The following is a 20147-nucleotide window of genomic DNA, read 5'->3' as shown; positions in this document are numbered from 1 at the left end:
TTAGCAGCCTCGATTTAGAAATCATCATCAATTCTTTCTAGGAAACATTTCTAGGATGGCGCTGACGCCGTACCCGTCAAAGAAAACAGCTCCATTGGTTAGGGCTAAACCACGAATATGCCTCCATCTCATTCTCGTCTACTTTCTTTCCGACAAATCGCGTTTCAAGCTGCGATCGCGATCGCGTTTCCACTTGGCTGTTTGGTGATGCTCGATTGCCTGTTCGAGCTTCCTTTCCTCAAGAATGTATTTCCACAGCACTCCCACAGCGACATCGGGCTGGCAATCCTTGGAGTGATGAACGCGGTGGTTTTTGGCATCCTGGTTTGGTGGAATGCGAAAACATTAAAAACTATAGACTCCCAACGGCAACAAGCAGAAGAAGAACTGCGCCAACTCAATGCAGAACTGGAGGAGCGAGTCGAGCAGAGTACGGCACAATTGAGCCAAGCCAACGAACAATTGGCAAGCGAAATCGCCGAACGCAAGCAAGCAGAGGAGACACTCTCTCACCGCCAGCAGGAATTCAAAGCCGTGCTTGAAAATGCGCCCGATGCGATGATGCGTCTTGACAAACAAATGCGTTATGTTTACGTCAATTCATTTGTCGAGCGGAGCACGGCAATGCCCGCGCTGGCATTCATCGGTAAGACTCCTGAAGAAGCTGGCTCACCCAAAGAGTTGTGCCAGCTTTGGGAAGATACCCTGCGGATGGTTTTTGAAACAGGTCAAGAACAAACGATTGAATTCCAGACTGCCACGGTAAACGGATTCCGCAACTTTCAATCGCGTGTGGTTCCGGAGTTTAACCAGCAAGGTGAAATCGAAACTGCCTTGGTTGTGAGCCGCGACATCAGCGATCTCAAACGCGCCGAGGCAGCTCTCCAAAAAGAACGAGAATTCTTAAAAGTATTGCTAGATAACGTAGAAGCCGGAATCGTTGCTTGTGATGCCAACGGTGTCCTGACTCTGTTTAATCAGGCTTCACGAGCCTTTCATGGCTTGCCAGAACAACCGCTTCCGGCTGAGCAGTGGGCAGAATACTACGATTTATATCTGTCCGACGGCAAAACGCCTATGAAGCGGGAAGATATCCCGCTGTTTCGAGCGTTACAAGGGGAGCATGTCCGCGATGTAGAAATGGTCATCGCCCCAAATTCAGGCAAATTTCGCACCTTACTAGCGAGCGGACAGGCATTCTTTGATTCGCAGGGAACAAAGCTGGGTGCGGTTGTTGCCATGCACGATATCACTGAGCGCAAACGAGTAGAGGAGGCACTGCGAGAAAGCGAGGAACGGCTACAGGCGATCGTAGATAATTCCACAGCGCTGATTTATCTAACGGATACTCAACACAGAATTCTGCTGATCAACCGCAGGTGTGAAGATTTGTTTGACCTGAATAAAGAGCAGACGATTGGTAAAAGCTTGTACGATATCTGGTCGAATGCGATCGCCGATGCCTTTGTCAAGAATAACCAAAAGGTACTCGCAGCCCAAATTCCGATAGAAATTGAAGAAGTTGCCCCTCACGACGATGAGTTACACACCTACATTTCAATCAAGTTTCCCCTTTATGACGCTAGTGGCGTTGTTTATGCCGTTTGTGGAATTTCCACCGACATCACCGAACGCAAGCAGATAGAGGAACACATTCGCACCCTGAACGCCGATCTTGAGGAGCGAGTGAACGAGCGGACAGCAGAGCTAAGGCTGATCAACCAAGCATTGCAAAGTGAAATCAGCGAGCGTCAGCGGGCAGAAGAAGAACGCGCCCAACTCTTGCTCCGCGAACAGGAAGCTCGTGAATTAGCCGAAGCAAGCGAACAGCGCTATCGCTTTCTCGCTGAATCCATCCCGCAGATAGTCTGGACTGTAGACTCAGATAGTGATTTCGATTACGTCAATCAGCGCTGGGTTGATTACAGCGGATTAACCCTCTCACAAAGCCAGGGTGACGGATGGTTCTCTGTCCTACATCCGGACGATCGGCTGATGTCGATACAGCGGTGCCATCAATCTGCGGAGGCGGGCGAGAGTTACGAAATCGAAAATCGCTTCAAACGGGCTGCGGACGGACAATATCGCTGGCACCTAACTCGCGCAGTGCCGATGAAAGATCCTACCGGACGAATCGTTAAGTGGTTCGGCACCTGCACAGACATCGACGACCAGAAACATACGGCGGAGGCGCTGCGAGAAAGCGAGGCGCGGTTGCAGGCGATTCTAGATAACATTCCGGCAGTTATCTACCTCAAGGACACTGAGGGCAAGTTTATTTTTATTAATCACCAGTTTGAAATTCTTTTTCATATTGATGGAGAAAAGGTTAAAAGCAAGACTGATTACGATCTCTTCGCCAAAGAAATGGCGGATGTATTTCGGGCGAACGATCGAAAGGTACTCGAAGCCAGAACTGCTGTGGAGTGGGAAGAAGTTGTGCCTCAAGATGACGGACTACACACGTACATTTCGACTAAGTTTCCCCTGTGCGACGCGGCTGGAGTTCCTTATGGAGTTTGCGGCATCTCCACCGACATCACCAAACGCAAACGAGCCGAGGAGGCATTACAAGAAAGCGAAGCTCGGTTTAGGCGCGTCGTTGAATCCAACATGATTGGGATTCTCTTCTGGGATGTGTCAGGTAACGTTACAGAAGCCAACAACGCCTTCTTAGAGATGGTCGGGTACACGCGGGAGGATCTGCTTTTAGGAAAAGTGGATTGGAAAAAGATGACTCCTGTGGAATATAACTATCTCGATGAAAAGGGCATCCAGGAGCTAGCCGTGACTGGGATTTGTAGCCCCTTCGAGAAGGAATATCTTCGTAAAGATGGCAGCCGTATCCCTATTTTGATCGGCGGTGCGACCCTGGAAGGACATCAAGATAAAGGTGTGTGCTTTGTCATTGACATCACTGAGCGTAAGCGGATGGAGGAGGCTCTCTTCAAACAAGCACAGGAACTCGCTCGTTCTAATGCGGAACTGGAACAATTCGCTTATGTAGCTTCCCATGACTTGCAGGAACCGCTGCGAATGGTTGCCAGCTACACCCAGCTTCTGTCTCGGCGCTACAAAGGGAGACTGGATGAGGACGCCGACGATTTTATTGATTTTGCCGTCGATGGCGCGAACCGCATGCAACGGCTGATTCAAGATTTGTTGGAGTATTCGCGCCTGGGAACGCGAAGTCGGGAATTTGAGATGGTGGATTGCGATCGCTCTTTTGAGGAAGCGATCGCGAATCTGCAAATTGCGATCGCCGAAAATAATGCCACCATTACCCGCGATCCCCTACCCTCGGTGAGGGGGGATGCGACTCAAATCGGGCAGCTGTTACAGAACTTAATTGGGAATGGAATCAAGTTTCGTAAAGATGCCCCCCCCCAGGTTCACGTTTCCGCTCAAACAAGCGAAAATGAATGGGTCTTCTCAGTCCGCGATAACGGTATTGGGATTGCCCCAGCTCATCAAGCACGAATTTTTGTCATTTTTCAACGTTTGCACGCACGCGAAACCTATCCTGGTAACGGAATTGGTTTAGCTATCTGCAAAAAAATCGTCGATCGACACGGTGGGCGGATCTGGGTGGATTCTGAATGGGGACAGGGAAGTGTATTCTACTTTACAATTCCCAGAACAGGAGAGAACCCAAGGTGAATCTGGGTAATAGATCCGTAGAAATCCTGCTAGTTGAAGACAATGAGGGTGATATTCGGCTCACCCAAGAAGCATTTAGAGACAGTCAGGTTGGGAATCACCTGAATGTTGTCCGGGATGGTGTTGAAGCGATCGCCTTCCTCAAAAGAGAAGAAAAGTATGCCAATGCCGTTCGTCCCGATATTATCCTCCTTGACCTCAATTTACCGAAGCGCAACGGTATTGAAGTGTTGGCAGAAATCAAGCAGGATGACCAGCTTAAAAGGATTCCCGTCATCGTTCTGACCTCCTCCCAAGCCGAACCAGATATTCTCAGCAGCTACGATTTACATGCCAACTGTTTCATCAGTAAGCCGATTGACCTAGATCGGTTCCTGCGGGTGGTGCAGTCAATCGAGGACTTCTGGCTCACTATCGTCAAACTCCCCCCAGAATAGAAAAAGCGAACCAAAAAATATTTTTCGGCTCACTTTAAATTTCTCCTAGATTGGGCTTACAATGATAGTTTTGGTTAAAGTCTGAAGGGTACACAAGAGGAAGCTATATGTCCCGATATCGAGGCCCACGCCTCAGAATTGTGCGTCGCTTGGGCGATCTGCCCGGTTTAACTCGCAAATCAGCCCGCCGTGCATATCCACCAGGACAGCATGGTCAAGCCCGGAAGAAGCGCTCAGAGTATGCTGTCCGACTAGAGGAAAAGCAGAAACTCCGCTTCAATTATGGCTTAAGTGAAAAGCAGCTGCTGCGTTACGTGCGGAAAGCACGTCGCGCCACGGGTTCCACGGGTCAAGCACTGCTGCAACTGTTAGAAATGCGTCTGGATAACACCGTTTTCCGGATGGGGATGGCTCCCACGATTCCTGGGGCGCGTCAGCTAGTCAATCACGGTCATGTGTTGGTGAATGGTCGTGCGGTGAATATTCCCAGCTATCAGTGCCGTCCGGGAGAGGTCATCAGTGTCCGCGATAAGGAAGGATCTCGCCGGTTAGTGCAACAGAACCTGGAATATCCAGGTTTGGCAAATATGCCCAGCCATCTAGAGTTTGACAAAACCAAGATGACTGGCAGAGTCAACGGCGTGATTGAGCGCGAATGGATCGCGCTGCAAATCAACGAACTGCTGGTGGTTGAGTACTACTCACGCCAAGCTTAAGATAGTTTTGAGTTTTGAGTTTTGAATAATTCAGGACTCATTCAAAACTCAAAATTATTTTTTAGCCCCCAATTTGCGACATGGTGCGGCTATACGCACCAGTCGTGCCAGCATCTCTCTGCTTATAGTTAATCTCTGGTTTCATTAACAGCAATTGCTGCACTTGATTGCGGAGTTCGGCTGTATTAACACCGGCGCGGAGGGCGGTTTTTAGGTCAATTTGACCCGTCTCATTCAGCAGACAGGGACGCAACCAGCCATCCGCAGATAGACGCATCCGGTTACAGCGATCGCAAAAACACTCGGACATCTGACTAATAAATCCTAGCGTCCCTTTGGCTCCGGGAATCTGGAAGACATCGGCGGGACCGTTGCCCCGAACATAAGATTCTGTCAAGCCAAAAATGTCGCGGATGCGTTGGCGCAAATCGGCGGATGCCACCCAGCCATTTCCGACAAATAACTGATCGTTGCCAATTGGCATAAACTCAATAAACCGGACGTGCCATTGCCGGTCAATTGTCAAAGCAGCCAGATCCAGAACTTCTTGGTCGTTCACACCGGGGATGACCACCACATTCAGCTTCAGGGGATCGAACCCGACGCGATGGGCGGCTTGAATTCCGTCCCAAACTTTCTGCCACTGAGAACGACCGCGATTGCCGATAATTTTGTCAAAAGTTTCGGGATTGAGCGAATCCAGACTGATATTCAGGCGTCGCAACCCGGCGTCGTAGAGTTGTTGCGCGATGGGGGCGAGTAAAAACCCGTTGGTAGTCATGGAGAGGTCTTGCGTTTGCGGCAGGGACGCGATCGCCTCCACCAACTCCACCACCCGCGGACGCAGTAGCGGTTCGCCCCCAGTTAGACGAAATCGAGTAAATCCTACCGGGATAAATACCTCTTCGATCAGGGTGAGCAATTCTTCATCAGTTAACAGCTGTTGCTGCAAAATGTAGTCAAGCTCAGCACCCTCCGGCATACAGTACTGACACCGGAAATTGCAGCGGTCAATTAAGCTAATCCGAAGGTAGTCTACCTGATTCATGTTTTTTTGGGGTTGATGAGAACACCAACCCCTAACCCCTACCCTTATTCTGATCCATTTGTCAGTGGATCTACAGTAATTGGGGCCCGAAGCGGCACAAGTTGTAGTTTCGGCGAAATGAGCGATCGCCAAACCTTCCGAATCGGATGACTGCGATGCTCCTTGACAAAGACTAAAGGCAGGATAGCCACAAGTCGTAAAACAGCAGACAGAGCAAACACGGTTGGCAAGCCACCGAAATTGTCCAACTCAGCCAGAAATCCCCCGACAGTCGTTCCCAGTGCGCCACTGACACCCGCAACCGCCGCAGCGATCGCAAAGTAAGCAGATTGATGGCGTCCTGCTGCCACAGCCATTTGCAAATTGTTGGTACACAAGTCAATCGCTGCCCAGGTGCCACCCATGAACAGGTGTAAAAGCGGGAACCAAACCCAAACCGAAACTGGGTCAGCTCCCAGCCCCAGCCAGAGTAAAGGTGTCAGTGCTGCCAACACCCCCACAAATACCAGAAGCGGACGATTCCCAATTCGGTCTGCCAGCTTCCCCCATACCACCATCATTACCAAGGTAGCCGCCGCCGTTAAGCTGCTATAGAGCGTTACCCAGCTGACATCGATATTCAGGTTGTCCAGCAGGTAGAGACCGAAGAAAGGAGTGCAGATATTAACCGCAAATGCCCAAAAGCTAAAGTAAAGCAGAAACCTGACAAAATTGCCATTTTTGAGCAGAGCGATCGCAGTTCCCCAACGCTCAGTTTCCCCTGCCTCGTCAGCAGTGCCGTGCTGCGTCTGGGGATTCACATCCACCATGAAAAACTGACAGCCCAAACTAATTAACCCAATGATGACTCCCAAGAACAAGACCACACCGTATCCCTGAAGCGGCCCGCCAGGCCAAACCGACACGGCTAGACCGAGCAGGGGTACAGAGAGCAGAGTGGTCAAGCTGATAGCACTGTTGCGAAAGCCAAAATATCGCCCCCGCAACTGTTCCGGAACCAACGCCGCCATCCAGCTGAGCCAGTTAGCACTGCCCAAGCTGCCAATGATATTGGTTGCCAAGACGATTGCTAATGTCCAGCTGACCAGGTTGGGCGAATTCGTTGGGTGCCAGCAACTCCAACTAATTCCTGCCACTAAAATTAGCCACAGCAGCCGCGACGGGCCGTAGATCCAGACATTAAACCAGTGGCGACTGATGGTTCGTTCTGACAGATACGCTCCTAGTGGTTGCAGCAAATTCACCAGCATGGGGACGGACGACAACATCCCAATCTCCATTGGGCTTGCACCTAATTGGAGTAAGAAATTACTGAGCAGGACGCCGCCGGTAATGCCGCCAAACACGACAGCAAAGACAGCATCCCAAGTAGACGCTTTTAGGCTAGACCGAATTACCTGTTTGGAAAGTTTGGAAGGTGAATTGGAAGAAACTACCAGCGGGGAAGCGGCGGGAGTTTCTAAAACCTCCAAAGCTGGAAGAGATACGGTTTCAGCTGGGACTTGCAACGGTAAACTCCTCGACTGGTTTAGATAGGCTGGAATCGGGAACCACTGACTTTGTCTCTATTAAAGAACCCTCTTGCCGACAGCACGGACGACAGCCTTGTCTGTCTTGGCTCGAAGATGGACGTTTTAGAAGGATAGACTGAGAATTCTAGGTTGGGCAGCTTCCCGCAGTCAGATAACTTTCTCAATCCTTTGAAACAAACATTCAAAATAATTAAATCTCTCTGCCGCTAGTTAATAAATGGTAGCAATTGTGTATCAGACCAGTGGACGTAAAACCAATACATCTTCACTTAACCTTTCCCCTAGAAAAGGCTGATTTCGTGGTTTCCCCTGGCCTTGTAAGGAAGGATTCAGGGGTTAGATTTGTCTGAGTGGAGGAAAAATTGAGCGCCAAACTTTTCTCCCTTAAACATCCCTTTCCCACTTTTTCTACCCAAAGACGGACTGGCGAGTAACAGCACTTGAAATCTCGGTTCTCTTCGTCAGAGTAGAGTCGCTGCCTCTTCTAGGGTTCCCAAGAAACCTCAGTGAATATCTACAAGCCGGTTAATGAATTGCTCGAACTGCCATTGTCCAAAGCCTTTTCTTTCAGAAAACGGCGATTTCAGTAGTCTTTTGAGAATTTGTAACCAGTATCATCTCTATATCAGGGCGCAGGAGAACCGATTTAAACCGCCAAGACATCGTTGGTACCCTTTAGGGGTGCCTAACCAAAAATCATCGCATCTGCCAAAAGAGAGGGGAGCTGAAGTGCATGGCAAACAAGCAACAGCGAGCTTTACTCAAGCAAGGAGTAGAAGCTTGGAATAAGTGGCGTAAATTGAGTCCGGGAATCCCGCCAAATTTAATTGGAGCCGATTTACGCCAGGAAGATTTGGGTGGAGTTAACCTGGCGGGGGCGTCTCTGTGCAGTGCTGACCTGAGTGGAGCCAATCTGATGCAGGCATCTCTGCATCGAACAGACCTTCGGGGTGCGGATTTGAGGGGAGCATCCCTGAGTAAAGCGGACTTGTCAGAGGCAGATATCACTGAAGCTAATCTCAGCGAAGCCTACCTCTTTGAGGCGAACCTGAGCCGAGTAAACCTTGAAGGTGCAGATATGCACTGGGTCTACCTGGGTAAAGCTGATTTGTCTGGGGCGAATTTGGTTGGGGCGAACCTTAGAGAGGTAGATATGCGGGGAGCCAATCTAATCGGGGCGAACCTCCGCGAGGCGGATTTGTTTAAAGCGAATCTAATTGGGGCGGATTTACAAGGAGCCGATCTGCGCGGGACGAATTTGGGTGAGGCTAACTTAATGGGGGCAAGGTTGCTCAAGACTAACTTTGAGAATGCAAACCTAGAGGGTTGTTTAGTTTATGGGATTTCGTCTTGGGGGTTAAAGTTGGAAGGAGCCAACCAGTCAAATTTGGTGATTACTCCGCCAGATTATCCAGCGATCGCACTGGATAATCTGGAAGTGGCGACATTTATGTACTTGTTGCTGAATCACCAGAAAATCCGCGAGGTTTTTCCCTCAATAGCCTCCAATATCGTGCCGATCTTGGGCAGTTTCAAAGCAGATGGGCGGAAAGATTTTCTGGAGGGGCTTCGCAATGCCCTTCGCCAACATGACTATTTGCCTTTGTCGGTGGAGTTGGAAAAAGCAGCGACGCCGGAACTTGCAGAAGCAATCTCCACCGTAGTTGGGATGGCGAAGTTTATGATTGTGGATTTCACGGACGCTAGCAGCATCCCCCAAGAATTACTGAAAATTCTCCAGGGTATCCCTTTGGTGCCGGTGCAACCGTTAGTGCAAGTGGATAGCGTGGATAGCAAAGAGATAGCTGTGTTGAAGGAGTTTCAGGAATATCCTTACGCTCAACCCATTTACCAGTATCAGAATCTTGAAGATGCGATCGCTTCTGTAGAAGAAAAAATTATTGCCCCTGCTGAGGCAAAGGCGAATGATTTACTGAGCGGACGTTAGGGATGCCAATCCCTTACCTCTACGATGGCTGACGCTGATTTGATTGTTTGCTGAAATCGCCATCTTGCTTAGAATGTCTTCCGTAACTACGGAAACGGGGTTCGTAGCTAAAACTACAAACTACCGTCTCTATTGGCATGGCACACCTGGTAAGTTTTTCCGGAATTTGCGGGCGCGTGTCGAAAAAAACTGGCAAGGCTCTTGACAAAGCTCTGCTTACTTCGGCGGAAACTGAGTTTTAATTTTACCGAGTAGTTTTTCTAGAATTGCGTACCGAGCGGATGAGCGATCGCGAAGCCGATAACAAAGCGATTAAACTGACAAATGTTTTTCACCTTATCTAAGAGCGGCTAAAAAGCAATCACAGTATGCTTTTTAGCCTAAATAAAACCCTTGGCAGTATCGCTAAATGCGATCGCTTTTCCCCTCTTCTTCTGGTGTGCCCCCGTAATCTCACGTAGTTCAAAACAAAAGCCTTTTTTGTTGTTATGCATATTATGTTATTTCTGTCTGTATGCTTAGTAACATTTATGGCAAGTTTTATCTTTAAGCTCAGTAAATATACTACTTGTTTAAAGATTGTGTAAATATGTACTCTTAATGGTAGTCAGACTCAAGACGTATTCCTTAAGATATAGATCATCAAATTAAACCATTTACGTGTAATTACGTAGTTACTTAATTTGTTAAATCCAAAATTACAAAAATTAGCTGCCTGCAAAAGCGTAAAGTCGCTGGTCGCAATCACTTGAAGTATGTTTGGATATCTGAGTTCAAGTCCTGAATGTTTGTGAATTTAGAGAGGATTTATGGAAAGCTATATGGTAAAAAACAACATAGATTTTAAAACAAACCCGACAGGAATTGAAATTGAAACCCGGTTGAAAAATCGGACAAATAAGCAACAATTGGATCTGCTCAGACAAGGAGTGAAAGCCTGGAATGAGGAAAGACAACAGAATCCTCAAATCCGACCAGACCTAAAGATGGCTAACCTTAAACGAGTCAACCTCAGCACAGCCAATCTCAGCGGGGCAGACCTCTCCTTAGTCAACTTCAGCGGGGCTAATCTGACCTCGGCTAACCTGAGCGGAGCCAACCTTAGCAGAGCCAACCTCAGCGGGGCAGACTTGAGATGGGCAGACCTCAGCGGCGCACTCCTAGATGGGACAGACCTCAATGGCGCACTCCTAAGTGCTGCCAATCTCAGCAAGGCAAAATTCAACAAAACCAACTTAAAAGGGGCAGTCCTGAGCGGAAGCAACTTGAGCAATTCAGAAATCAGTGAAGCCAACTTCAGTGGGGCAGACCTGAGATGGGCAAACCTGAGACGAGCAGTTGTCAGCGTGGCAGACTTCCGCAAGACAGACCTGAGATGGGCAAACTTGAGTGAGGCTCAGGTGGTGCGGACAAATCTAGAGGGAGCCAACCTTGAGGAGTGTTCAATTTATGGGATTTCCACTTTGGGATTAAAACTGAAGGGAGCCAAGCAGTTGAGCCTAGTCATCACTACTTTTGGCGAACCCGCGATCGCAGTGGACAATCTGGAAGTTGCCGAGTTTATCAGTCGGCTGCTCAACACTCAAAAAATCCCCGATTTCAATAACACTATCTCTTCTAAAGTCATACTGGTTCTGGGTCGCTGCACCCATGAGCGCAAGCCAATCTTGGATGCACTTCGCAAATATAACTATTTGCCGGTGGTTATAGACTGCGAGACATCGACAAGTAAAGACCTGACGGAAACCATCTCGACGCTGGCTCAAATTTCGCGGTTCATCATTGCCGATCTCACCGATCCTAGAAGTATTCCTCAAGAATTGCACGCCATTATTCCCAATCTGCAATCGGTGCCGGTGCAGCCATTGCTACATACTTCAGCCCAGAAAGAATACGCGATGTTTGAAGATTTCCAACGCTATCCTTGGGTGTTGGAAACATATTGGTATAACGCTTTTGAGGAAGCGATCGCCTCTTTTAAGAACAAAGTCATTGTCCCTGCTGAAGCGAAGGCAAGGGCTTTATTAGGCGGTTGATTGAGATCGGTGGCAACTTGCGATAACAATCATTGATCGATCGTTATCTTCTACCTGATACCTTACCCCTGCACGATGATTGCAGGGGTTTTACTGCCTATGATGCTTGTTGACGCAGTTTTTCGACATACTGCTCAAACTCTTGCTCAGAAACATAATCTATTTCCCCGTCTCCCAAAGTAATCTTTGAAAGATACTGCATTGCACGCTTAAACTCGCCAGTATCCCACTCATAGGCAAGAACATCCATGCCCCCGTCTTCGGTCTCGATTGCCTTAACGGGTCGATCTCCTACAATGCAGTAGAGTGGTAAGTCCATAATATGATGATCCGCTAGTTAACTTGATTCGCTGCTTGTACCGATTCTATTGAGTGCATACCGACATTACTTTGAGTTATCCAGTCAATGTCAATCATCCACCCGCGTTCGCTAAAGCCTGATCGTAAAGTGCTTTTGCTTCTGCATTAAGCTGATCAATTTTTGCTTTTTCTTCTGAGCTTAAAGCCCGATCGGCTGTTTGAGCTGCTGCCTCTATTTTCCGAACCTCTTCGTATATTTTATGCCCTGCACCTGACTTAACCTCTAGAATTTGGGTTAGATGGAGTTGCAATTCCGCAATATGACCATTTGATAGCTGAACGTTTAGAAGAATATCGCGATAGCCAGCTGGGGTAGGTTGTGCAAAGCGATTCTTTTCTCGCACCAGCGTTAAATTTCGATTGCAGACATCTAGCCCACCCATTAAGTCAGGAAATGACTTGTAAACTATAGAACCGCGTGCAATATCTACTAATTTAGAAACATCCCCCTTGTAATCAGCCATTGTTTTCTCCATTGCTCGTTCTCGCCCTTTTAAGGCTTGAGGTAGCTTTGCCACCCCAGAAGTCTCACTGGCAATTTGAGTGACTTTTTCGTACAGTTCCGGTTGAGCTTCTTCTGCTTGTTTGTAGAGTTTGTCTAAATCTCCTGCCACATCTCCACTAAATCCTGCTGTTGACTGTGCAGGACTTTGATCGCCTTGGCGCTGAATAACGGACTTTTGCTGCGGTTGCAGCGATCGCTGCACTGCACTGCCATTCTGCTGAACAACGTGAGTAAGTTCATGGGCGATCAACTCTTGCCCACCCCGGCTTCCCGGTTCATACGCTCCCTCCCGGAAGAAAATATCTTGCCCTGTTGTAAATGCCTTTGCCTGGATTGAGCGATTCAACTGGTTAGATTGAGCATCCGTATGAATCTTCACCCCGCTGAAGTCAGCCCCAAACGCCTGCTCCATCGGTTCGCGAATACTCTGCGCCAGTGGCTGTCCGCTTCCTCGTGCCTGTTGGATGCTTGCTTCAAGATCCGGTGAGGCGGGTTTCCCATCCTCACTAGACTGACACTGTATCATCGGCTTCATCTGGAGTTCTTTTTCTTCTTCCTCTTCTGCCATCACCTCGCGTTGGAGGGTGGGTACATCCAACATTCTCATCAATTTGTTTTGATGATTTGGGATTCCCTGTTGATGAATCGAGTTGGAGTTTTGCACCATGCCAGCTTTTATGGTTTGAGCCAACTGACTTTCGGGCTGGCTAAGATCCCTTCCATAACTCGGCATCGGTGCATGAAGCCGCTGCACCACTTCTGCTGCTGTCTTGTCTGCTTCCTGTTCGTATTTATCTCCTGGCTCTCCAATCGTGAGTTTCGGTTGAATCGGTGGCGGTGCTGAGCTGTTAGGAGCAGATATAGAGATATTTGCGAAATTGTGACCAAAGCGCTGGGCACTTTCCATCTGTGCCTGTAGGTCTGGTGTTTCGTGAGTTTGGGGTTTCTCCTGAACCGGGAAAGGGCGCGGCTGAAACTGGCTGTTAACTGGTACGAAAGTAGAATTTTGCGGAGCTTTTTGGGGGTCGTGCGATCGCGTTGCCATAGTCACAAATAACTTCTTCTATTTAGTTCAGTTAAGGAATAATTGAGAGCCATCAGGCTCATAGATAGAACCTAAGCGAGAACTCACGGGAGCAGTAGAGTATATTTACGGGTTTTCTAATTTCGAAGAGTTAGATATAGCAACACAATGTAATAAATCGACTGTTGGAGAAGAAATCTATACCACCCAAATGTTGAGTTGAGAACCGTTTTTCCTAGTCAATTCGTTAAGGCGATCGCTTTAATGACCAATAACAAGCGAATGGATTCTGAAAAGACTGCCATTGCTGAATTCACGTGTACTGATGAAGTGACTCCTGAACCGGACAAAGCAGTAAGGTGAGGCGTTAACTTTGTCCGCTCCAAAAAAATATGAGTCTCTATCTTGGCTCACAACTGGGATGATTGAGCGGTTCTCACTTGTATTTAATACATCGGGAGGTTAACACAGCTAGCTCTGTGTTAACCTCCCGATGTACTGAACGCTCATTGACAACGGCTATAACGCAAAGTTGTTCTGAGCCGATTCCAGAACGGTTTGCGTCGCCACATCCAGAAATTCAATCGAAAGATTCTTGCCTAGTGCTACGGCTCGCTTCATTCCAGCTAGTAAGCACTTGACTCCGTCCCTTTTCACGGCGTTAACTGACAGCAGATCCACTACAACAGTGTCAGTTGCCAACTCCAAGGCTTGCTCTAGAGACTTGCTGAAAGCGGGGCTGGTAACACTATCTAGACAACCGCTGGGTCTTAGCACCACTGTGCTAGGGCGAATTTCCTGGCAGCTAACTTGAGCGCGGGGCTTGGTGACTGAGTTCATAATGGCTTTCATGGGATTTTCTAAAACGTGTCGTCAATCAAAGAACACAACCTATCTACAAACACATTCCAATAAAATCCCGAAGGTTCTGATGTCAAATGTCACGCTTGTCAGTGTTTGCGATCGCTATTAAACAATGATCTGTCCCCAACCCCGTTCTGGATATACATTGCCCGTGTTTGCCTGTGCTGCTGCTGTTGCCGCCTTGCGCTGGTTGCGGCAAGGAGCGTCACCGTTGGACGCCGTGCCAGTGGATTTAATTGAACCCGCCGAAACGGTGTTGATTCCGATTGAGCAGGTTGCCGGTATCGGTGAAGGGATGGCGTTAGCGATCGCTCGTAGCGATCCTGGCGATAACCTTGACCTTACCCGCAACACGCCAGTCTGGGCGCTGGTAGAAATTAAAAATCAAGGATTAAAAATTAATAATGAACAAAAAGAGTTTTTAGATCCTCAGCCCTCAGTCTGGATCAAAGGCGGTGAAGGGATCGGGCGTTTGGTGAGTGCTGACGATCAACCTGCTATTTATCGTTATGCTCAGCGGCTGATCCGAGAGAATTTGGAGCGGATGCTGGAACCTGACGAGAAAATCCAGGTGACGATTATTTTGCCAGAAGGGCGTAAACTCGCTCAACGCACCTCAAATGAAGCCTTTGGGGTTGTGGAAGGACTCTCCTTACTCGGAACAAGCGGCATTTCCCAACCGCTGAGTGCCCCCGGACAACTGGAGGCTTTCCGCGAGGAACTGCAACAGAAGGCTAACTGTTTTGATTGTTTGGTGTTTTGTATCGGGGAAAATGGCTTAGATTTAGCCCAGGGGTTGGGAATCAATCCAGAAAGAATGATTAAGACAGCGAATTGGCTGGGACCATTGCTAGCATCATCAGGAGTGCAAAAAGTCAAGAATATTTTATTATTTGGCTACCACGGAAAATTGATGAAACTTGCGGGTGGGATTTTTCACACCCATCATCACTTGGCAGATGGACGTCAGGAAATTTTGACCGCTCATTGTGCGAATCTCGGTTTACCAACGCCGGTATTGCAGGCAGTTTTGAAGAGCGCCACTGCTGAAGACGCCTTGAAATACCTGCGCCAATTGGATGCAGCAGGTAGTAGCGATTGGGTGGGGCAAGTTTATGGCGCGATCGCTCAAAGCATTGACAAGCGATCGCACGATTACATCCGTACTCACAGCGAACAACTCGTTACGGTCGGTTCCGTCCTGTTTGACCGCGATCGCCAAATTATCGTTAAAAGTAAAACAGGTACCTCGTTACTGTATCAAGTGTGTTAGTTTTATATGAATACACATCAACTTAATAAATAGCAATAAAGAAGTTTTTTATCTGCCGCTATTGTCAGTGGCGTAATCGAATCATGGAAGACTGGCTAATAGCAATAAACAATTAGCCAGTTTTTAATCCATTAAAGACTATCTGTACATCTGTACTCTACCTACTCAGGATAAGCCGGTGACTCTCCAGACTGAAACACCGCCTCAAATCGAGTATTTGGGGCAACTAAATCGCCAAATGATTGTGATTCTTGACTTCGGCTCTCAGTATTCTGAACTGATTGCCCGTCGGATTCGGGAAACACAAGTTTACTCGGAAGTTCTTTCCTATCGCACCACTGCCGAACAGCTACGACAGCTAAATCCCAAGGGGATTATCTTCTCTGGTGGCCCAAGTTCAGTGTATGATACGGGTGCCCCCCATTGCGATCCGGAAATATGGAACCTGGGGATTCCCGTCCTGGGAGTCTGTTACGGGATGCAGATAATGGTGCAGCAATTAGGTGGGGAAGTCACCAAAGCTGACCGGGGTGAGTATGGCAAGGCGTCGCTATTGATTGACGATCCCACAGATTTGCTCACCAATGTGGAAGATGGCACGACCATGTGGATGAGCCACGGGGACTCTGTAACCAAGATGCCATCGGGGTTTGAAGTGCTGGCACACACGATAAATACGCCAGCCGCAGCGATCGCTCATCACGAGAAAAAGCTCTACGGAGTTCAGTTCCACCCCGAAGTCGTCCATTCGATTGGGGGAATTGCCTTAATCCGTAACTTTGTCTATCACATCTGCGACTGCGAACCGACCTGGACAACAGCAGCGTTTGTTGAGGAGTCGATTCGAGAGATTCGGGCAAAAGTCGGCGATAAGCGGGTGTTGTTAGCACTGTCTGGCGGCGTTGATTCTTCTACGCTTGCCTTTTTGCTGCACAAGGCAATTGGCGACCAACTGACGTGCGTATTTATCGACCAAGGCTTCATGCGTAAGTATGAACCAGAACGGTTGGTGAAGCTGTTCCACGAGCAATTTCACATTTCTGTCGAGTATGTGCAAGCACGCGATCGCTTCCTCAATCAAATTGAAGGAATTAGCGATCCTGAAGAAAAGCGTCGCCGCATCGGGCACGAATTTATCCGCGTATTTGAAGAAGAATCTCGACGCCTTGGCCCCTTTGACTACCTTGCCCAAGGTACTCTCTACCCCGACGTGATTGAATCAGCCGACACGAACGTCGATCCCAAAAGTGGCGAACGGGTGGCAGTGAAAATTAAGAGTCATCACAACGTCGGCGGCTTGCCCAAAGATTTGCGCTTCAAGTTGATCGAACCTTTACGAAAATTGTTCAAAGATGAAGTGCGAAAAGTCGGTCGCTCGATTGGATTGCCAGAAGAAATTGTACAGCGGCAACCCTTCCCAGGCCCCGGACTGGCGATTCGCATTTTAGGCGAAGTGACGGCAGAACGGTTAAATATCCTGCGGGATGCTGACTTAATTGTTCGTCAGGAAATTAATCGCCAGGGGATGTACCACGACTTCTGGCAAGCTTTTGCCGTGTTGCTGCCGATCCGCAGCGTAGGCGTAATGGGCGATCAGCGCACCTACGCTTACCCGATTGTCTTGCGCTTTGTTTCTAGCGAAGATGGCATGACGGCAGACTGGGCGCGTGTTCCCTACGATTTGTTGGAAACGATTTCCACCCGAATTGTGAATGAAGTTCGGGGTGTGAATCGAGTGGTTTACGATATTACTTCTAAGCCACCTGGAACTATCGAGTGGGAATAATAAAGTAGTAAGAATTTTTAACGCAAAGGTACCCAAAGGTTAGCGCCAAGGTACGCAAAGTTTAAGAGACGGAGTGAAAGCTCTGTCTCTTTTTGGCTTGAAAGAGCGGTTCAACTGGATTTTGAAATAAATTATGTTTTCTTTAACTTTTGTGGAAAACTCGTAAAATTCTGTGGAAAAGCCCCCTCATCTGTGGAAAACTACCTAGATTTTGATTCTGCTTCGTAGGTAATTTGATCGGATTGGTAAGCAGGTGGCTCGATGTGAATCAAAATTCGGACGGGGCTAAATCTTTCTTTTAGGCGGTTCTCGACTTCTTCTGTAATTTGGTGGGCAGTTTCTACATCGGTGACGTCTACAATCAAGTGCATTTCGATGAATACCTGACGCCCAACAACGCCTCTAGAAGCAATTTCGTGACAATTAATCACTCCTGGAACTTGGATGACGATCCCATGAATGGCTTCGGGCGCGATCGCCATCTCATCGACTAGCCAGGGCAAATTATCTTTAATCACGTTCCAACCACTGCGAAACACTAACAAGGCAACGGGAAAGGAGAGAATAATATCCAACCACTGAAGTTGCGGCAGATTCAATACCTGTCCTTGCCAGACGCCAATCAACCCACCCAAAACAGCAATTGTCACCCAGACATCGCTCATGGTGTGCTGGGCATCTGCAATCAAAATGGGGCTGCCTACCTGCTGCCCAACATGGCGTTCGTAGAACGTGACAAAAATATTCACGCCCAGCACAATCAGCAGTAACCACAGCTCAGAGGGGGAAATGATGACGGGTTTACCACCACCGCTGAGAATTCGTTCAATTGCCCCTTGCAGAATTTCAAAGCAGGCAATTCCTAAGAAGGCGGCAATTCCTAACGCTCCCACACCTTCAAATTTCTGGTGTCCGTAAGGATGATCCCGATCGGGTTGAGGTGAAGAAAATCGGCTGGCAATTAATCCCAAAATGTTGTTGGCGCTATCGGTAACGCTATGCAAGGCATCCGCTAGCAAGCTGAGAGAACCCGTCCACGACCCCAGCACTGCCTTCAACGTCATTACGAACAGGTTGAGCAGTAGGGTAATGATTAAAACCTTACGCACTGCCGAGCGGTTATCTGCTACCACAGAATTTTCCTCACTCGCCATTTAGAGTTCTATGGCATTCAGTCTAAAGCTTGTGGCTTCACCTTGCATCTATCCTCTTGTAAATGCTGTCTGTTCTAAGTTATGAGTGATAAGTTGATTCACAATTCAAAACTCTTGATTGCTCATGTCTTCTTCAAAACTCATCCTCAACTTGGTTGAAGGTTCTGTTTCCTTCAGCTTTACGCCCCAGGCAGCCCAAGATTTACAAGGCGCGATCGCTCAGTTGATGCAGAGTCTCAAAGTCATTGCAGGTGGCGGCGGCAAAACCAATCCCCAAAAACCAATGGAATATCGATACACGGGGGATGTCTTTCTAGAGATTTTCTGCAATCCTAATATCTGGCCGACTCCCTTTGCCGCTAAAGTTTTGATCTCCCTCCGAGATGACCGCATTCGCCTGACTACGGAGGCAGAACTCACTCGCTTAATTGAGGATGTTAATCAGTATTTAGAACAGATGGGCTAAAACTGGGCGGGCAAATGGTTGCTTTAGATTCTTTCTTAGGACGGATGCTACTACCCTAAGAAGTCTGCAAAATGTCCCTTTGTGTGTGCTAAATGGTAGCATTAAGACGCCAGATCCTGCGTTTGTTTACTCGCTTGGCGGAAAGCCGAAAGCTAGAAACTTAAAAGTGAGTGGTGCCGAGCGGTTATTTATCGAAAGCGATCGCTAAGGGCTGTCTAACCTTCATTCAATCTGACTGATTTATCTAATGAACTCTAATAATCTGCTGGAGTTAGTACAAAAAGGATTTCGCGTTACTTTGGGTGCAACCGCTTCTCTAGTTGAGAGCGTACAAGACACTCAAAAGCGAGAGCAAAATCTTGAGCTGCTGAAGTCAGACGTCAATCTGGTGGTTCAACAACTAGCAGAAAAAGGAGAGATTACGGAGCTTGAAGCCCGCACTTTCCTGAATTCTCTAATGGCGCAAGCCAATGATGCAGCTAGCACACAATCTTCTGGAACTCCGAGCCGCCCTGCGACAACGCCGGTGACAACGGTTGCCCAGCCAGATATGCAATTGGAGCTAGAGGAGCTAACTGCACAAATTGCTGCAATGCGAACTGAGTTAGAAAAGCTGCGCGACCCCAACTCAGGGATTTAGGTCGGGGATTGCTAGCAGCTTTATCAAAGCATTTATTAGGCTTGCTCCTAGTAGCCTATCTGAAAGTTTGTGCTGAGCAAAACGAAGGAGTTGAAGTGTTGTCACGCATCTCGGTTTGAGCAGAGATCCTGCAAAGAGAATTGCGCGATCGCAGCGCGATTGTTGATCGCAACGTTACGCCAACGCTCCACTACGTTTTGCTCAGAATGGCATCTTCACTTTTTGGATAGGTCTAACAAGCGAACTTAATTATTCGCACTAGAAAGAATCAGAATATTCTCCAAACCAGGCTAATTAAGAATCAACAGGTGAAAGAATAAAAGCAGTCTTTCCTTAAGTTGAGACAAGCGTGGAATCAAGCTTGTCCTGAGTTTCACTGTTTCCAGTGGAAATTTAGGATTGTCTTAAAGGTAAAAAAATATCAATCGTTCTCCCATTGTTCTTGCCCCATCAGATCGCCGATGCGATCGCGGAGTAAGATATTGCATCTTTCTAATTCACACTCAACACAAACCCACTCCCGTGCAGGGATGTACTGGCACAGAACGTAGATGGGTTGCTGACGAGTCACAATTCCTTTCTCCACCAATTGACGGGCTTCTTCTTGAAGAACGTCGATGGAGTATTGCACAGATGATTTAGGCGGCATTATATCAGCAGTCATGGTCTCAGCCTCGAAACTAACGAGCTACGACTAT

General features: G+C 48.0%; 17 protein-coding genes. 10 read left to right on the top strand and 7 right to left on the bottom strand.

The annotated features are described in order from the left end of the window. Positions 1-117 precede the first annotated feature (117 nt). The 3 genes from NDA06_RS02705 to rpsD all read left to right on the top strand — a co-directional run bounded on the left by NDA06_RS02705 (position 118) and on the right by rpsD (position 4813). Positions 118-3660 (top strand): PAS domain S-box protein, encoded by a 3543-nt coding sequence (locus NDA06_RS02705; protein WP_190984868.1) that lies wholly within the window; start codon positions 118-120, stop codon positions 3658-3660. Then, positions 3657-4097 (top strand): response regulator, encoded by a 441-nt coding sequence (locus tag NDA06_RS02700; protein ID WP_347277001.1) that lies wholly within the window; start codon positions 3657-3659, stop codon positions 4095-4097. Before NDA06_RS02705 ends, NDA06_RS02700 begins: the two co-directional genes overlap by 4 nt. A 107-nt stretch (positions 4098-4204) precedes the next feature. Further along, positions 4205-4813, top strand: a complete 609-nt coding sequence (gene rpsD / locus NDA06_RS02695; protein WP_190414721.1) for a 30S ribosomal protein S4 — start codon at positions 4205-4207, stop codon at positions 4811-4813. A gap of 61 nt (positions 4814-4874) precedes the next feature. Here rpsD and moaA read toward each other — a convergent pair whose 3' ends face one another. Both moaA and NDA06_RS02685 read right to left on the bottom strand, forming a co-directional pair. Further along, complete coding sequence (moaA, locus tag NDA06_RS02690) at positions 4875-5861, bottom strand: GTP 3',8-cyclase MoaA (RefSeq protein WP_190984866.1); 987 nt, start codon at positions 5859-5861, stop codon at positions 4875-4877. A gap of 44 nt (positions 5862-5905) precedes the next feature. Continuing rightward, positions 5906-7333: an MFS transporter gene (locus tag NDA06_RS02685; protein WP_347277004.1), complete on the bottom strand. Its 1428-nt coding sequence runs from the start codon at positions 7331-7333 to the stop codon at positions 5906-5908. A 793-nt stretch (positions 7334-8126) separates the two neighbouring features. Here NDA06_RS02685 and NDA06_RS02680 point away from each other — a divergent pair. Beyond that, positions 8127-9341, top strand: a complete 1215-nt coding sequence (locus tag NDA06_RS02680; protein ID WP_190984864.1) for a pentapeptide repeat-containing protein — start codon at positions 8127-8129, stop codon at positions 9339-9341. A gap of 809 nt (positions 9342-10150) precedes the next feature. Further along, a complete protein-coding gene (locus NDA06_RS02675; RefSeq protein ID WP_190984863.1) occupies positions 10151-11377 on the top strand; it encodes a pentapeptide repeat-containing protein in 1227 nt (408 codons plus the stop codon). A gap of 97 nt (positions 11378-11474) precedes the next feature. Here NDA06_RS02675 and NDA06_RS02670 read toward each other — a convergent pair whose 3' ends face one another. The 3 genes from NDA06_RS02670 to NDA06_RS02660 form a co-directional block, all read right to left on the bottom strand. Beyond that, a complete protein-coding gene (locus tag NDA06_RS02670) occupies positions 11475-11696 on the bottom strand; it encodes a hypothetical protein (RefSeq protein ID WP_190414726.1) in 222 nt (73 codons plus the stop codon). A gap of 94 nt (positions 11697-11790) precedes the next feature. Beyond that, positions 11791-13287 carry a DUF4157 domain-containing protein gene (locus NDA06_RS02665; RefSeq protein ID WP_242047367.1) on the bottom strand — a complete coding sequence of 499 codons (1497 nt, stop codon included), beginning with the start codon at positions 13285-13287 and terminating at the stop codon, positions 11791-11793. A gap of 498 nt (positions 13288-13785) precedes the next feature. Further along, positions 13786-14106 (bottom strand): hypothetical protein, encoded by a 321-nt coding sequence (locus NDA06_RS02660; RefSeq protein WP_190984862.1) that lies wholly within the window; start codon positions 14104-14106, stop codon positions 13786-13788. Positions 14107-14242: 136 nt separating this feature from the next. Between NDA06_RS02660 and cbiD the strand changes: the two genes are divergently transcribed. Both cbiD and guaA read left to right on the top strand, forming a co-directional pair. Further along, positions 14243-15403, top strand: coding sequence for a cobalt-precorrin-5B (C(1))-methyltransferase CbiD (gene cbiD, locus NDA06_RS02655; protein ID WP_190984861.1), 1161 nt, complete (start codon positions 14243-14245; stop codon positions 15401-15403). Positions 15404-15641: 238 nt separating this feature from the next. Next, on the top strand, positions 15642-17189 hold the full coding sequence (gene guaA / locus NDA06_RS02650; protein ID WP_199292247.1) for a glutamine-hydrolyzing GMP synthase: 1548 nt from the start codon (positions 15642-15644) through the stop codon (positions 17187-17189). Positions 17190-17389: 200 nt separating this feature from the next. On the opposite strand, the gene NDA06_RS02645 is transcribed toward guaA, so the two are convergent. Continuing rightward, positions 17390-18322 (bottom strand): cation diffusion facilitator family transporter, encoded by a 933-nt coding sequence (locus tag NDA06_RS02645; RefSeq protein ID WP_190437619.1) that lies wholly within the window; start codon positions 18320-18322, stop codon positions 17390-17392. A gap of 145 nt (positions 18323-18467) precedes the next feature. Here NDA06_RS02645 and NDA06_RS02640 point away from each other — a divergent pair, with 145 nt between their 5' ends. The 3 genes from NDA06_RS02640 to NDA06_RS02630 all read left to right on the top strand — a co-directional run bounded on the left by NDA06_RS02640 (position 18468) and on the right by NDA06_RS02630 (position 19449). Then, positions 18468-18809, top strand: a complete 342-nt coding sequence (locus NDA06_RS02640) for a hypothetical protein (protein WP_190414730.1) — start codon at positions 18468-18470, stop codon at positions 18807-18809. An 85-nt stretch (positions 18810-18894) separates the two neighbouring features. After that, a complete protein-coding gene (locus tag NDA06_RS02635) occupies positions 18895-19017 on the top strand; it encodes a hypothetical protein (protein WP_277878273.1) in 123 nt (40 codons plus the stop codon). Between the two features lie 39 nt (positions 19018-19056). Beyond that, on the top strand, positions 19057-19449 hold the full coding sequence (locus tag NDA06_RS02630) for a hypothetical protein (protein WP_190429804.1): 393 nt from the start codon (positions 19057-19059) through the stop codon (positions 19447-19449). 421 nt (positions 19450-19870) lie between these two features. Here NDA06_RS02630 and NDA06_RS02625 read toward each other — a convergent pair whose 3' ends face one another. Further along, entirely contained in the window at positions 19871-20113 is a 243-nt protein-coding gene (locus tag NDA06_RS02625; RefSeq protein WP_190437435.1) for a DUF4327 family protein, read from the bottom strand. Between the last annotated feature and the right edge of the window lie 34 nt (positions 20114-20147).

The organism is Trichocoleus sp. ST-U1 (assembly GCF_039961835.1).
Classification (GTDB): Bacteria; Cyanobacteriota; Cyanobacteriia; order Cyanobacteriales; family FACHB-T130; genus FACHB-T130.
Note: the sequence above shows the minus strand (reverse complement) of the source record. Positions and strands in the feature narration are given on the sequence as shown.

Bases quoted from the DNA above. Each gene is read 5' to 3' on its own strand.
- NDA06_RS02705 (WP_190984868.1), top strand. From the start codon at position 118: ATGCCTCCATCTCATTCTCGTCTACTTTCTTTCCGACAAATCGCGTTT.
- rpsD (WP_190414721.1), top strand. From the start codon at position 4,205: ATGTCCCGATATCGAGGCCCACGCCTCAGAATTGTGCGTCGCTTGGGC.
- moaA (WP_190984866.1), bottom strand. From the start codon at position 5,861: ATGAATCAGGTAGACTACCTTCGGATTAGCTTAATTGACCGCTGCAAT.
- NDA06_RS02680 (WP_190984864.1), top strand. From the start codon at position 8,127: ATGGCAAACAAGCAACAGCGAGCTTTACTCAAGCAAGGAGTAGAAGCT.
- NDA06_RS02675 (WP_190984863.1), top strand. From the start codon at position 10,151: ATGGAAAGCTATATGGTAAAAAACAACATAGATTTTAAAACAAACCCG.
- NDA06_RS02670 (WP_190414726.1), bottom strand. From the start codon at position 11,696: ATGGACTTACCACTCTACTGCATTGTAGGAGATCGACCCGTTAAGGCA.
- NDA06_RS02665 (WP_242047367.1), bottom strand. From the start codon at position 13,287: ATGGCAACGCGATCGCACGACCCCCAAAAAGCTCCGCAAAATTCTACT.
- NDA06_RS02660 (WP_190984862.1), bottom strand. From the start codon at position 14,106: ATGAACTCAGTCACCAAGCCCCGCGCTCAAGTTAGCTGCCAGGAAATT.
- cbiD (WP_190984861.1), top strand. From the start codon at position 14,243: ATGATCTGTCCCCAACCCCGTTCTGGATATACATTGCCCGTGTTTGCC.
- guaA (WP_199292247.1), top strand. From the start codon at position 15,642: ATGATTGTGATTCTTGACTTCGGCTCTCAGTATTCTGAACTGATTGCC.
- NDA06_RS02640 (WP_190414730.1), top strand. From the start codon at position 18,468: ATGTCTTCTTCAAAACTCATCCTCAACTTGGTTGAAGGTTCTGTTTCC.
- NDA06_RS02630 (WP_190429804.1), top strand. From the start codon at position 19,057: ATGAACTCTAATAATCTGCTGGAGTTAGTACAAAAAGGATTTCGCGTT.
- NDA06_RS02625 (WP_190437435.1), bottom strand. From the start codon at position 20,113: ATGACTGCTGATATAATGCCGCCTAAATCATCTGTGCAATACTCCATC.